Origin of the sequence: Pseudoclavibacter sp. RFBB5 (genome assembly GCF_002931555.1) — a bacterium.
Lineage (GTDB): Bacteria > Actinomycetota > Actinomycetes > Actinomycetales > Microbacteriaceae > Pseudoclavibacter.
Genome location: NZ_PSTZ01000003.1, coordinates 133,005 through 145,705 on the forward strand (window position 1 = coordinate 133,005; position 12,701 = coordinate 145,705).

The window sequence follows — 12,701 nt, forward strand, 5'->3', positions numbered from 1 at the left end:
GGGCGCACCGGCGAACGATAGGAGTTTTCATGAAGAAGTTCGTGTTTGTGCTTGGCCTCGGTGCCGGGTACGTCCTCGGGGCTCGCGCGGGACGCAAGCGCTATGAGCAGATCTCCTCGGTCGCGCACACGGTCTGGGACACCAAGCTCGTCCGCGCCAAGCGCGCAGAGGTCGACGAGATCTCCCGCAAGCTCGCTCCGAAGGTCGCAGACGCGGCCGTCAGCGGCGCGAAGCTCGTGACCGCGCAGGTCACGAAGGCGGTCAAGGACAACGGCAAGAAGGGCTCCTCCTCGAAGTCGAAGCCGCCGGCCCCCACCGGCACGGTCGGCAACCCGAGCAGCGACGCATCCTAACCAGCACTCCCAGCAGAGAGCGACACACTCATGTCTGAGTCGTCAGAAAAGACGCCGATCCGCGGGCCCTTCCCCGGCATCGGCCGCACGAGGGCCAACCCGAAGTCGAGGGCGAGCCTCGGCACGCTCGTGACCGACGTCCCGAAGCTCCTCACGAAGCTCGTGCGCGACGAGGTCGAGCAGGGCAAGCGGGAGCTCATCTCGACGGGCACGAAGTACGGCATCGCGGTCGGCCTGTTCGCCGCCGCGGCATTCTTCGCGCTCACCCTGTGGGCAGTGCTCGTGACCGCTGCCGTCCTCGGGCTCAACACGGTCTTCGCGCCGTGGCTCTCCGCGCTCATCGTGGCAGGCGCGTTCCTGCTGCTCGTCATCGTGCTCGGCCTCGCCGGCTACGTCGCGCTCAAGCGCGCGGGCAAGCTCGCGCCGGAGCGAACGATCGCCAGCGTCAAGCAGGATGTCAACGCAGTGAAGGGGCTCGGACAGTATGAGTGAGCAGAACGGCGAGGCGACCCTCGCGAAGAAGGAAGACAAGCGCAACGACGGCCAGCTGAAGGCCGATATCGAGAAGACCCGGCGCGAGCTGGCGGCGACGCTCGACGCGATCGAGGTGAAGGTCGACCCGCGCATCCGCGGTCGCGAGCTCCTCAACTCCACGCGGCACAGCATCCAGCGCCTGAAGGAAGACAATCCGCTGCTGCTCGCGGGTCTCGCGACCGGTGCAGCGGTTGTCGTGGCCGGCGGCATCACGGCCGCCGTCACGCTGTACCGCCGCTCGCGCTGAGCTGTCCGGCGCTCGTCACGCGCACCCCGAATCATTCCTCGACATTTCGTAGAATAGGACCATGACCCACTCGAACGAGGTCCCGGCTTACGCGGCCGAGCCCAATGCAACGTCAGCAGTCCCCGCAGAGCAGGCAGACCAGGCCGCTCCAGAAGCGCAAGCGGGCAATGAAGAGCAGGGTGGGGGCACGACGCTCACGGAGTACACGATGATCTCCGTGTTCCGTCGCGAGACCCTCAACGAGCTCGTGCTCTCAGGGCGAGACGCCATCAAGGCCGTCGACGAGCTCGATGGCATCGTGGCCGAGCTCGCAGAGAACGGCGTCAAGGTTCGCGGCTTCTACGACGTCTCCGGGTTCCGACACGACGGCGAGCTCATGGTGTGGCTGCACGGCGAGGCGCCGGAGAGCCTGCAGTGGGGTCTTCGACAGATCCGCCGCAGCGAGCTCATCGCACCGCTCACCCCGTCGTGGCAGATCGTGGGCGTGCACCGCGCGGCGGAGTTCAGCGCACGCCACATGCCCGCGTACATGCTCGGCAAGGAGCCGCGCCAGTGGGTCACCGTGTACCCGTTCGTGCGCTCCTACGAGTGGTACCTGCTTCCAGAGGATGAGCGTCGCCAGATGCTCGCCGAGCACGGGCGCGCAGGTTCGTCCTACACGTCGACGCTCACCAACACGGTCGCGGCCTTCGGCATCAGCGACTACGAGTGGCTGCTCGCCCTCGAGGACGACAACCTGCTCAACCTCGTCGACATGATGCGCGATCTGCGCCAGACGGACGCTCGGAGGCACGTGCGCGAAGAGGTGCCGTTCTACACGGGTCGCTTCGTGCAGACCTCCGAGATCGTCGAGGTGCTGCAGTGACCGACGTCGCCCCGCGGCAGACCGGCGAGCGCACTCCCGGACGCAAGCCCAACCCCGCGACGTTCACGCGCGTCGAGGTCAACGCGGCCGTCAGCGCAGCATCCGACGCCGCCAGGTTCGGGCCGGAGCACACGACCGAGCCCGTCGCATACGACGGCATCCTGCTCGCCTCCTTCGGCGGACCTGAGGGGCAGGACGAGGTCATCCCGTTCCTGCGCAACGTCACGGCCGGTCGCGGCATCCCGGACGAGCGCCTCGAGGAGGTCGCCCACCACTACCGCCACTACGGCGGCGTGAGCCCCATCAACGAGCAGAACCGCCAGCTGAAGGCGTCCATCGAGCGCGAGCTCGAGCGCCGCGGCATCGACCTGCCCGTCTTCTGGGGCAATCGCAACTCCGAACCGTACTTCAACGACGTGCTCCTCGATGCCCGCGAGGCGGGCTGCTCGGCGCTCATCGCGATCGCCACGAGCGCCTACTCGTCGTTCTCGAGCTGCCGCCAGTACCGCGAGGACTTCGCGGATGCGCTCGAGGACTCGGGCCTCGGCGGTCAGCTGACCATCGACAAGGTGCGCGCCTTCTTCGACCACCCCGGATTCGTGGCGCCCTTCATCGAGGGTGTCCGCGACGCGGTGCTCAGCCTCGCGCAGGAGCACAGTGAACTCGACCTCGCCACCGAGGTCGAGGTGCTCTTCACGACGCACTCGGTGCCCCTGGCAGACGCCGAGAACTCGGGCCCTCCCGGCGCCGGCTTCGGCGAGAGCGGCGCGTACGCAGCTCAGCACCTCGCTGTCGCCGAGGTCGTCGCCCTTGCGGCGCAGCATGAGCTCATCGAGGACACCACGCTCGCCGGCCGGGTGCCGGAGCAGCTCTCCTGGCAGCTCGTCTACCAGTCGCGCTCCGGACCGCCCTCGCAGCCCTGGCTCGAACCCGACATCAACGACGTCATCGAGGAGCTGCCCTCGAAGGGCGTCAAGGCGGTTGTCGTCGTGCCGATCGGCTTCGTCTCCGACCACATGGAGGTGCTCTGGGATCTCGACAACGAGGCGAAGGACTCCGCGGCGGATGCGGGACTCGCGTTCCGCAGGACCCCCACGCCCGGCATCCACGCCAAGTACGTCGAGGGCCTCGTCGACCTCGTCCTCGAACGTCGCGACGCGATCCCCGTCGGAGAGCGACCGGCGATGACCACCATCGGCCCCTGGTTCGACGTGTGCCGCCCCGGCTGCTGCGCGAACAAGCGCCTCGGCTTCAAGCCGGCGGTGTCCGGACTCCTGCCGTGACGCTCCGGATCGGCACGAGGGGCAGCGCCCTGGCGGTCGCGCAGACCTCGACCATGGCGCGGGAGCTCGAACGCATCACGGGCGAGCCGACCGAGCTCGTGCGCGTGACGACACACGGCGACGTGACCCGCGCGGCGCTCTCGTCGCTCGGCGGCACGGGAGTGTTCGCGAGTGAACTCCGCGACGCACTCCTCGCAGGTGAATGCGACCTCGTCGTCCACTCCCTGAAGGACCTCCCGACGGCCAAGGCCCCCGGCCTCACCGTCGCCGCCTACCCGGTGCGGGAAGACCAGCGCGACGCGCTCTGCTCGCTCGGCGGCGCATCCGGTCTGACCCTCGAGCAGCTGCCGCACGGCGCGAAGGTCGGCACCGGCTCGCCACGTCGCGTGGCGCAGCTGCTGACACTGCGGCCAGACCTCGAGATCCGCGACATCAGAGGCAACGTCGAGCGGCGACTCCGCTTCGTGACCGATGGTGAGCTCGACGCCGTGGTGCTCGCAGCGGCGGGCCTGGAGCGCCTCGGGTTCGCAGCGGCGATCACCGAGCGCTTCGACCTCGAGACCTTCCCGAACGCCCCAGGCCAGGGATGCCTCGGCATCGAAGTTCGCGACGGCGAAACTCCTGCCGGCGTCTCCCAGCTCGACGACCCGACAGCGCGCGCCGCGGTCCTCGTCGAACGCGGCATTCTCGCGACACTCGAGGCCGGTTGCGCCGCCCCCGTCGGCGCCTCCGCGCGATACGCCGACGGAAAGCTCGAGGCGTGGGCTACCGTGTATGCAGTAGACGGATCTTCGCGGGTGTCCAGCAGACGTGCCGTGGAGGTCTCCGACCCCCGCGCATTCGATGCCGCCCAGGCAGAACTGGTCACGCTCATCTCGACGGACCTCTTCGATCAGGGTGCGCTCGCGCTGATGGCCTGAACGGAGGAGCCACGATGGATGCACCGCTGAAGGGCTGGAAGATCCTCGTTCCCCGTGGAGGCGTCTGGGGCGGTGACGTGGCCGAAGCTGTTCGGGCTCGCTCCGCCTTCCCGATCACTGCCCCCCTCATCAACTTCGCGAGCCCCAACGAGAGCGACTCGAGGGTGCTGGCCGAGAAGATCCGACTGCTCGAGAGCGGTCACTACAACTGGGTGGCGGTCACGAGCGCCACCGCAGCGGACGTCATGCACTCGCTCGGCGTGAAGGTGCCGGATCACACGCTCATCGCAGCGGTGGGGGAGACGACGGCCGCGTCGCTCACGACGGCTGGCTACCGAGTCGACTTCGTCCCCACGCACGACAACTCCGCGAAGGGCCTGCTGCTCGAGTGGGCCGAGGCGGCGCGCCACCAGCCTCCCATCTCGGTGCTCTGGCTGCGTTCGGAGGTCGCACGTCCCACGCTGGCTGAGGGGCTCGCGAGGCGCGGGCACCTCGTCGACTCGGTCGTCGCGTACCGCACGGTGGGCGTGCCCGCCGCGGAGAGCATCCAGTACGACATCCGCAACAGCCGGATCCGAGCGATCCTGGTGACGAGCGGATCCGTGGCCGAGCAGGTCGACAAGCAGTTCTCGCCCATCCCCGACGAGATCTACATCGCCGCGATCGGCCCGCGCACCGCGAAGGACGCCAGGCAGCTCGGCCTCCGCGTCGACGTCGTGGCGAAGCAGCGCTCGGTCGCGTCGCTGCTCGACGGCCTCGAGTGGCTCGCGAGCGGCAGCGACATGCCAGTGACCGAGGCGATCGATCTCAAGGCGGTCCGGGCGTTCGAGGCCGAGCTGCAGGCAGAGCACGACAACCAGCCCGTGCCGAAGGAAGACATCCCCGCGCTCGACGAGGGTCGCGGTCAGACTCCCGGCGACCGCTGAGCTGCTCGATCGCAGCACGGCGCCGGAATCGGAATGAAGGCAGGGTCGGATCGCGGTCGCGAAGCCGACGCTGAACGTTGAGGAAGGACACGATCGCATGATCTCCCCGAGCCGCAGGCCCCGCCGTCTGCGCCAGAGCGACGCCGTGCGCCGCCAGGTCCGCGAGGTGCGAGTGCACCCGAACGACCTCATCCTGCCCCTGTTCGTGCGCGAGGGGGTCAGCGAGCCCATCGACATCTCGTCGATGCCCGGCGTGCAGCAGCATTCGCTCGACTCGCTCCGTCGCGTCGTCGATGAGGCGGCGGGGCTCGGTGTGGGCGGGGTCATGCTCTTCGGCGTGCCGGAGACACGTGACGCGGTCGGTTCGGGCGCCACCGACCCGAACGGCATCCTCAACGTCGCGGCGCATGTGCTCGCGGAGGAGTTCGGGGATGCCATCGTCGTGCAGACGGACCTCTGCCTCGACGAGTTCACCGACCACGGGCATTGCGGGGTGCTGGATGCCGCCGGCCGAGTCGACAACGACGCGACGCTCGAACGCTACGACGCGATGGCGATCGCTCAGGCAGACGCGGGCGCCGCGATGCTCGGCATGTCCGGGATGATGGACGGCCAGGTCGCCAGCGCGCGCGCGGCCCTCGACGCGGCCGGGCACACCGACGTCGCGATCGTCGCCTACTCGGCGAAGTACGCGTCCGCCTTCTACGGCCCATTCCGCGAAGCCGTCGACTCGCAGCTCCAGGGCGACCGCCGCACCTACCAGCTCGACCCGGCGAACCGTCGCGAGGGCATGCGCGAGGCGCTCATCGACATCGACGAGGGCGCGGATGTGGTCATGGTGAAGCCTGCGGGCTCGTACCTCGACGTGCTCGCCGACGTCGCCGCGGAGTCGATCGTTCCCGTCTGGGCGTATCAGGTCAGCGGCGAGTACGCCATGATCGAGGCGGCCGCCGCGAACGGCTGGATCGACCGCGACCGCGCGATCGCCGAATCCATCACCTCCATCCGCCGCGCTGGGGCCGACGCCGTGCTCACCTACTACGCGAGCGAGCTCGCCCGCACCCTGAACCTGCAGGCGGGCACCGGAGTGTCGGCGGCCCATGGCAGAGTGGACGCACGATGAACCACGCAGCCTCAGCAGCCCTGTTCGCCCGCTCCCTCGACGTCACTCCGGGAGGTGTGAACTCCCCGGTCCGCGCCTACGGCTCGGTCGGCGGCACCCCTCCCTTCGCAGCTTCGGCCACGGGCCCGTACCTGACCGACGTCGACGGCAACGAGTACGTCGACCTCGTCAGCGGATGGGGCCCCATGCTGCTCGGGCACGCGCACCCGGCGGTCGTCGCCGCCGTGCAGGACGCCGCGGCCCGCGGGCTCTCGTTCGGCGCGCCGACTCCGGCTGAGACCCAGCTCGCAGAGCTGGTCGTCGAGCGCATCGCCCCGATCGAGCAGGTGCGTCTCGTCTCGACGGGCACGGAAGCGACCATGACGGCGCTTCGCCTCGCTCGCGGGTACACGGGCCGCGATCTCATCGTGAAGTTCGCCGGCTGCTATCACGGGCACTCCGACGGTCTCCTCGCGGCGGCCGGTTCTGGGCTTGCGACGCTCGCGCTGCCCGGTTCTGCCGGGGTGCCAGAGGCCATCACGTCGCAGACCATCGTCGTGCCGTTCAACGACCTCGACGCCGTGCGTGCCGCGTTCGCCGAGCATCCGGGCGAGATCGCCGCCGTCATCACGGAGGCGTCGCCCGCCAACATGGGCGTCGTGCCGCCTGAGCCCGGCTTCAACCGCGCGCTCGCAGAGCTCTGCTCGGCCGAGGGTGCACTGCTCGTCTGCGACGAGGTGCTCACGGGCTTCCGCACGGGCCCTGCCGGCTGGTGGGGTGAGGAGCAGAAGAGCGAGGCCTCGGGTGGGTGGCAGGCCGACCTCTACACGTACGGCAAGGTCATCGGCGGCGGCATGCCCGTCGCGGCGCTCGGCGGCTCACGCGAGATCATGAGCCACCTCGCCCCTCAGGGCCCCGTCTACCAGGCGGGCACCCTCTCGGGGAACCCGGTTGCGGTTGCGGCCGGCATCGCGACGCTCGCGCTTGCCGACGCCGACGTGTACGCACGGGTCGATGCGGCCGCGGAACGCATCCGCGCCGCCACCTCCGAGGCGCTCAGCGCCGCTGGCGTCGCCCATTCGGTGCAGAACGTCGGCAACCTCTTCAGCTTCACCTTCGGCGACGGCGCGGCGCTCGGCTGGACCGGCACCGGAGGAGGCCCGCGCAACGAAGACGAGGTCAAGCGCCAGGAAGCCTGGCGCTACCCGCCGTTCTTCGCCGCCATGCTCGACGCGGGGGTCAACCTGCCGCCGAGCGTGTTCGAGGCGTGGTTCGTGTCGGCGGCCCACGATGACGCGGCCATCGAGCGAGTCCTCGCGGCGCTGCCCGCCGCAGCGAAGGCCGCGGCAGACGCCGTGGCGCCAGAGTAGGGGCGCGTGGAAGAGCTCTCGGAGTGGGTGCTCGGCCTCCGCGGCTCCGGGTGGAGCTTCGCGGTGGCCGCGCTCGTGCTGCTCATCGGCGGCGTCGTCACGTTCCTGCCCAGCCAGTCGCTGGTCGTCGCGCTCTCCGCGCTGACGGCCGGGGATCAGGGCTGGACGGCGCTCATCAACCTGTTCGGCCTCTTCGTCTTCTGCGTCGCCGGCATGGTGCTGGGCGACATCGGCACGTACTGGCTCGCGCGAGGCATCGGCTTCGGCAAATGGAGTTGGATGAACGGGCGACGGCTCACCGCCGTGCGCACACGGGTCGGCGACCAGCTCAAGACCCGGCCGAAGTGGGTCATGGTGACGGTCAGGCTCCTGCCGATGGGCCGCATCGCGACCGTGCTCGCCGCATCCGACGCCCGCATGCCCATGCCGCGGTTCCTGCCGCTCTCCGTGCTGGCCAGCGCCGTGTGGGTCGGCTACGCGGTGCTCATCGGCGCGGCGTTCGGTTCGTGGAGTCAGAGCAACCCGCTCCTCATGATGGCGCTTGCCGTGGTCACCGCCATCGCCCTCGGCGTGCTCGCGCAGCTCGTCAACGGCTGGTTCGAGAAGCTCGCGGAGCGCCGGAAAGCGCACCACGTCGCCAGCTGAGCCCGCCCCTGAAACTGAGCCCGCCCCCGAAGCGCGTTTCGGGATGGGTTGCTCGCTTCGGGATGGGGTGCACTCCATCCCGAAACGCGAAACCCATCCCGAAAGAGGCCACTCGGTGAGCGAGGCCCGGGGTCTGCCTGGCCGGGGGCCTGGCAGGGCGGATGCGCTGCTTAGGCCGCGTCCGCCTTGCCACGAAGCTCGGCGAGCTCACGCCCGGACTGGGTTGCCTTCGTCTCGGCGTCCGACTTGAGGTCGGCGGCGAGGTCAGCGAACTGGTCGAGTGCCGGGTTCACGCCGACGAGCGTGAAGGGGCGCTGGACGACGCGGAGGTCAAGACCCCAGACGTCCTCGAGCAGACGCGTGAGGTACGGCGTGGAGTGGTCCCAGCCGGCCTTCGGGGTGCCTTCGTCGTAGTTGCCACCGAGGACGGTCGCGAGCGTCGCCGGCTTGCCGTTGAGGGTCGTGCTGCCCGGGTTGATGCGCGGGTCTGTGTAGGCGAGGTCGAACCAGAGCTTGAAGTGCTGGGAGACGCCGTAGTTGTAGAGGGGGACGGTGAAGAGCAGGGCGTCGGCGTCGATGAGCTCGTCGGCCAGCTGCGTGGCGAGGGCGACAGCGGCGCGCTGCTCCTCGGTGCGGTCCTCTTCCGGGGTGAAGCCTGCGTAGACGGCGTTCTGCCAGGCGTCGGCGGGGATGGGGGAGTCGACGAGGTTGCGGCGGGTCACGACGGAATCGGGGTGGGCTGCAACCCATTCGGCCTCGACGAGGTCGCCGAGCGCACGGCTCGCGGAGGTGGCGGGCATGAGGCTCGCGTCGATACGCAGCAGGGACATGGTGCTCCAATCTGATTCACAGAGTCACTCTGAAAACCAGAGCGACTCTGTGGAGGTTAGCACGGGTACACTGACGGCATGGCAGAGAACGTGCAGGTGCACAGCGCGGCAGCGTGCGACGGCGCCATCTCGCTTGCCTTCACCCTGCTCGGCAAGCGCTGGAACGGCATGATCATCGACGTGCTCGGCTCGCAGCCGCTAACCTTCGTCGCGCTGCGCCGCGCTGTGACCGGCATCAGCGACGCCGTTCTCTCCGATCGTCTCAGCGAGCTCGCGGCCGCGGGCCTCGTGGAACGAACCGTCAGCAACGGGCCGCCTGTCTCGGTCAGCTACGAGCTCACGACGGCAGGCCAGCGCCTCATCCCGGTGCTCAAGCAGCTCGGCACGTGGGCGTCAGAGAACCTCGAACCGGCACGCTCGAGCTGATCCTCGCCCAGGGTCTATGGCCCCGAAGTGGGCCGAACGGGTCACAGGTCGCCGCGGACGCGCACAACCGTCCTGCCACGCACCTTGCCGTCCAGGATGGGCTGCGCGTGGTCGAGCGCCTCTTCCAGGGCGATGACCTCCGTCATCGACTCCAGCAGCTCGCTGTCGAGCTCGAGGAGCCGGTTCCACGCCTCCGCCCGCACCTCGACGCTCTGCACCACCGAGTTGATTCCTCGCAACGTCACGCCCCTGAGGATGAACGGCATCACCGTCGTCGGCAGGTCGGTGCCCTGTGCGAGGCCGCATGAGGTGACGATCCCCTCGCGTCTCGTCTGGGCGAGCACGTTGGCGAGTGTCGTGGAGCCGACCGCGTCGACGGCGCCCGCCCAGCGTTCGGTCTGCAACGGCTTGCCCACCGCATCCGACAGCTCGCGCCGGTCGATGATCTCGGCCGCGCCGAGCCTCCGCAGGTAGTCACCCTCCTCGTCCCCGCGGCCCGTGGAGGCCACCACCCGGTAGCCGAGGCCCGCCAGCAACGCGATCGCGACGCTGCCCACCCCGCCGGCCGCGCCGGTCACGAGCACGTCGCCATCACCAGGCTCGACCTGCTTCTCCAGTGCGAGCACCGAGAGCATCGCTGTGTAACCGGCCGTGCCGATCGCAGCACCGTCGATCAGCGACATCGCCTCCGGCAGGTGGATGAGGGACTCGTCGTCCACGAGGCACACTTCGGCGAGGCCACCGTGCCGGGTCTCGCCGAGGCCAGCGCCGTTCAGCACCACTCGATCGCCGGGCACGAAGTTCTGGGTGCGGGACTCGCGCACGACCCCGACGACGTCGATGCCGGGGACAAGCACATCCGCCCGGCTCACGCCGGGCTTCCCCGCGAGCAGCAACGCGTCCTTGTAGTTGAGGCTCGTATAGGCGACGTCGACCAGCACCTGGTCTCGCCGCAGGTGACCGCCGCCGAAGAGCTCATCGTCGAGCTCGTCGAACGCGACATCGATGCGAGGCTTGCCCGCCGCGTCAGTGGACTTCGTCGTCAGGTATCCGCGAACCATGGCGCCATCGTAGGTGGCCAGTCTCCGAACTCCACCTCTGCGACACTGGCTGACATGATCACGGTTCGCACCTTCCCCGAACTCAGCGCGGCCGAGCTGTGGGGCATCCTGCACCTGCGCTCGAGCATCTTCGTCGTCGAGCAGGACTGCGTCTACCTCGACCCGGACACCGCCGACTTCGCAGAGGGCACCCAGCACGCGTTCGTCGGCGACGACCCCCTCTACCCCCACAGCTACGCGCGCCTGCTGCCGCTCGGCTGGCCGGACGAGCACCTCCCGACCGACGCGCGCGCGATCGGCAGAGTCGTCACCGCCGAGAACTCAAGGGGCCTCGGATACTCGGCCCAGATCATCCGTCACCTCATCGAGATCGCCGACAGCGAGGGGGTCGCAACGGCCCTCAACGGGCAGGCGCACCTCGAAGCCTGGTACGCGCGATTCGGCTTCGAACGGTGCGGCGACACCTTCATCGAGGACGACATTCCCCATGTCCCGATGGTGAAATACACATCGAGCCCCCACTCATGATTTACTCGCTCGTAACAAGCATGAATCAGTTCGTCGCAGTGCCGCGGCTAACTTGAGATCCGGGCGCCGCTGCGCGGCGCTCGCTCTCTGCTTACGTATAAAGGAGCACCATGAGTAACCTTGCCAAGTCGTCTCCCTCCAGGAAGCTTCGCATCACCACAGGAATCGCCGCCATGAGCGTCGGCGTGTTCATGCTGGCCGCGTGCTCTTCGACGACAGATGGTGGCGAACCAGCCGCGGACGGCGACGCCGCTGCCGCAGTCTGTGGCCCGGACACGGCTGAGACCGTAACCGAGGTCTCGCCCGTCGAAGCCCCGACCGCTCAGGAGCGCTCCGAAGCGCTCAAGATCGGCTCGCTGCTTCCGCAGACCGGAACCCTCGCCTTCCTCGGCCCGCCCGAGATCGCGGGCGTCGACCTCGCCGTCGCCGAGATCAACGCATCGCCGTCCGGCGTGCTCGGCGGCAACATCAGCGTCGTCCACCGCGACTCTGGTGACACGTCGACCGACATCGCCACGCAGTCGGTCACCGACCTCCTCAGCCAGAACGTGTCCGCCATCGTCGGCGCCGCATCGTCCGGCGTCTCGATGACGGTCATCGACCAGATCACCGGCGCGGGCGTCGTGCAGATCTCCCCGGCCAACACGTCGGCCGAGTTCTCCACGTACGCAGACAACGGCTTCTACTTCCGCACCGCCCCCTCGGACATCCTCCAGGGCCGCGTCAACGGAAACACGATCGTCAACGACGGCAACGCATCCGTCGGCATCATCTACCTGAACGACGCGTACGGCTCGGGCCTGTCCGAGAGCATCACCACGGCCGTCGAGGCCGCCGGCGGCGAGGTCGTCGCCTCTGAGGCCTTCAACGAGGGCGACAGCCAGTTCTCGGCACAGATCGACGCCGTCACGGCAGCCGACCCCGACGCGATCGCGCTCGTCGCGTTCGACCAGACGGCGACCATCGTCCCGCAGCTCATCGGCACCAAGGGCTTCCCCGCCGACAAGCTGTACATGGTCGACGGCAACATGGCCGACTACTCCGCTGACTTCGAAGAGGGCACGCTGAACTGCGCCAAGGGCACCATCCCCGGCGTCGTCGCCTCCGACGACTTCCGCGCGAAGCTCCTCGGCATCGACCCCGACCTGAAGGACTACACGTACGGCGCTGAGTCGTACGACGCCGTCATCCTCGCTGCCCTCGCGGCGCAGGCCGGTGGGGCAGCTGACCCGACCACCATCAAGGACAACATGCAGAAGGTCTCCGTCGATGGTGAGAAGTGCACCACCTACGCCGACTGCGTCACGCTCCTCGAAGCTGGCACCGACATCGACTACGACGGCGTCTCCGGCCCGATCTCGTTCGACGAGAACGGCGACCCGTCAGAGGCCACGATCGGCATCTACCAGTACGGCAGCGGCAACACCTACTCCAACATCGGAGAAGAGGCCGGCCAGCTCTAAGCTGACTCGCTGAACGAGGGCCCGGGATGCACGCATCCCGGGCCCTTCCGTGTGCCCAGGAGGTGCATCCGCTCACCCGCCCGTCCGGCCCGCATAGCCTCGGGGGCCCGCTGGTGCAGCGCGATTCTTGCGGTCGCTGCCAGTCAAG

15 protein-coding genes are annotated in these 12,701 nt (G+C 68.8%); 13 read left to right on the forward strand and 2 right to left on the reverse strand.

Annotated elements, in window-relative coordinates:
- Nucleotides 1-29 precede the first annotated feature (29 nt).
- The 10 genes from C5B97_RS03880 (at nt 30) to C5B97_RS03925 (ending at nt 8,245) form a co-directional block, all read left to right on the forward strand.
- Complete coding sequence (locus C5B97_RS03880; protein WP_104310827.1) at nt 30-353, forward strand: hypothetical protein; 324 nt, start codon at nt 30-32, stop codon at nt 351-353.
- Nucleotides 354-383: 30 nt separating this feature from the next.
- On the forward strand, nt 384-845 hold the full coding sequence (locus C5B97_RS03885) for a phage holin family protein (protein ID WP_104310828.1): 462 nt from the start codon (nt 384-386) through the stop codon (nt 843-845).
- Complete coding sequence (locus tag C5B97_RS03890; protein ID WP_104254473.1) at nt 838-1,134, forward strand: DUF3618 domain-containing protein; 297 nt, start codon at nt 838-840, stop codon at nt 1,132-1,134. Before C5B97_RS03885 ends, C5B97_RS03890 begins: the two co-directional genes overlap by 8 nt.
- A gap of 61 nt (nt 1,135-1,195) precedes the next feature.
- A complete protein-coding gene (hemQ, locus tag C5B97_RS03895) occupies nt 1,196-1,999 on the forward strand; it encodes a hydrogen peroxide-dependent heme synthase (RefSeq protein ID WP_104310829.1) in 804 nt (267 codons plus the stop codon).
- Between the two features lie 158 nt (nt 2,000-2,157).
- Nucleotides 2,158-3,282 (forward strand): ferrochelatase, encoded by a 1,125-nt coding sequence (locus C5B97_RS03900; RefSeq protein ID WP_258067953.1) that lies wholly within the window; start codon nt 2,158-2,160, stop codon nt 3,280-3,282.
- Nucleotides 3,279-4,202 carry a hydroxymethylbilane synthase gene (hemC, locus tag C5B97_RS03905; RefSeq protein WP_181026896.1) on the forward strand — a complete coding sequence of 308 codons (924 nt, stop codon included), beginning with the start codon at nt 3,279-3,281 and terminating at the stop codon, nt 4,200-4,202. The genes C5B97_RS03900 and hemC overlap by 4 nt, the downstream gene beginning before the upstream one ends.
- A 14-nt stretch (nt 4,203-4,216) precedes the next feature.
- Complete coding sequence (locus C5B97_RS03910; RefSeq protein ID WP_104310831.1) at nt 4,217-5,128, forward strand: uroporphyrinogen-III synthase; 912 nt, start codon at nt 4,217-4,219, stop codon at nt 5,126-5,128.
- A 97-nt stretch (nt 5,129-5,225) separates the two neighbouring features.
- Nucleotides 5,226-6,251, forward strand: coding sequence for a porphobilinogen synthase (hemB, locus tag C5B97_RS03915; RefSeq protein ID WP_104310832.1), 1,026 nt, complete (start codon nt 5,226-5,228; stop codon nt 6,249-6,251).
- Nucleotides 6,248-7,600 carry a glutamate-1-semialdehyde 2,1-aminomutase gene (hemL, locus tag C5B97_RS03920; protein WP_104310833.1) on the forward strand — a complete coding sequence of 451 codons (1,353 nt, stop codon included), beginning with the start codon at nt 6,248-6,250 and terminating at the stop codon, nt 7,598-7,600. The genes hemB and hemL overlap by 4 nt, the downstream gene beginning before the upstream one ends.
- Before the next feature lie 6 nt (nt 7,601-7,606).
- Complete coding sequence (locus C5B97_RS03925; protein ID WP_104254478.1) at nt 7,607-8,245, forward strand: DedA family protein; 639 nt, start codon at nt 7,607-7,609, stop codon at nt 8,243-8,245.
- Nucleotides 8,246-8,415: 170 nt separating this feature from the next.
- Here the strand turns inward: C5B97_RS03925 and C5B97_RS03930 are convergent, their stop codons facing one another.
- Complete coding sequence (locus C5B97_RS03930; RefSeq protein ID WP_104310834.1) at nt 8,416-9,075, reverse strand: FMN-dependent NADH-azoreductase; 660 nt, start codon at nt 9,073-9,075, stop codon at nt 8,416-8,418.
- A gap of 78 nt (nt 9,076-9,153) precedes the next feature.
- Between C5B97_RS03930 and C5B97_RS03935 the strand changes: the two genes are divergently transcribed.
- Nucleotides 9,154-9,501: a helix-turn-helix domain-containing protein gene (locus C5B97_RS03935; protein WP_104310835.1), complete on the forward strand. Its 348-nt coding sequence runs from the start codon at nt 9,154-9,156 to the stop codon at nt 9,499-9,501.
- 41 nt (nt 9,502-9,542) lie between these two features.
- Here the strand turns inward: C5B97_RS03935 and C5B97_RS03940 are convergent, their stop codons facing one another.
- Nucleotides 9,543-10,562, reverse strand: coding sequence for an MDR family oxidoreductase (locus C5B97_RS03940; RefSeq protein WP_104310836.1), 1,020 nt, complete (start codon nt 10,560-10,562; stop codon nt 9,543-9,545).
- A gap of 54 nt (nt 10,563-10,616) precedes the next feature.
- Between C5B97_RS03940 and C5B97_RS03945 the strand changes: the two genes are divergently transcribed.
- Both C5B97_RS03945 and C5B97_RS03950 read left to right on the forward strand, forming a co-directional pair.
- Nucleotides 10,617-11,090 carry a GNAT family N-acetyltransferase gene (locus C5B97_RS03945; protein ID WP_104310837.1) on the forward strand — a complete coding sequence of 158 codons (474 nt, stop codon included), beginning with the start codon at nt 10,617-10,619 and terminating at the stop codon, nt 11,088-11,090.
- Nucleotides 11,091-11,200: 110 nt separating this feature from the next.
- Nucleotides 11,201-12,553 carry an ABC transporter substrate-binding protein gene (locus tag C5B97_RS03950; protein ID WP_104310838.1) on the forward strand — a complete coding sequence of 451 codons (1,353 nt, stop codon included), beginning with the start codon at nt 11,201-11,203 and terminating at the stop codon, nt 12,551-12,553.
- Nucleotides 12,554-12,701 lie beyond the last annotated feature (148 nt).